At 54.7% G+C, this 470-nt stretch carries 2 tRNA genes; both read left to right on the forward strand.

From position 1 onward, the window contains the following. The first annotated feature begins 210 nt into the window (after positions 1-210). Positions 211-287 (forward strand) — tRNA-Ile (locus LU493_RS19545). A 106-nt stretch (positions 288-393) separates the two neighbouring features. After that, positions 394-469, forward strand: a tRNA-Ala gene (locus tag LU493_RS19550). The last annotated feature ends 1 nt before the right edge of the window (position 470 follow it).

A 470-nucleotide genomic window follows, 5' to 3' on the forward strand; every position in this document is an offset into this window, starting at 1 on the left:
TGGATCACCTCCTTAAACGACCCGTTATCGGCACTCGGCAAGTGTCCACAATGAATTACCTGATCGGCCAGAGCAAAGACTGTTTGGGTATAGACCCAGCGTGACCCTAGGATGTTCGCTCAGTTGGTTGGAGCGCACCCCCTGACCTTTATGGAAAGGAGGGTGAGGTCGGCAAGCCGATCATGTTCCGTCAATGAGAGGATAGGTGTTGGGTCTGTAGCTCAGTTGGTTAGAGCGCACCCCTGATAAGGGTGAGGTCGGCAGTTCAAGTCTGCCCAGACCCACCAATTTTATCCAGTTCTGCGTTGCTTCGACGCTCGTGTAGTTCACTACACATCGCGCCAAAGCGCCTTGATCTGAATAAAATTCTCCATGTCACGTAAGGGCATCAGAGGGGCCTTAGCTCAGCTGGGAGAGCGCCTGCCTTGCACGCAGGAGGTCAGCGGTTCGATCCCGCTAGGCTCCACCAC

The organism is Halomonas elongata, from assembly GCF_029081005.1.
Taxonomy (GTDB): domain Bacteria; phylum Pseudomonadota; class Gammaproteobacteria; order Pseudomonadales; family Halomonadaceae; genus Halomonas; species Halomonas elongata_B.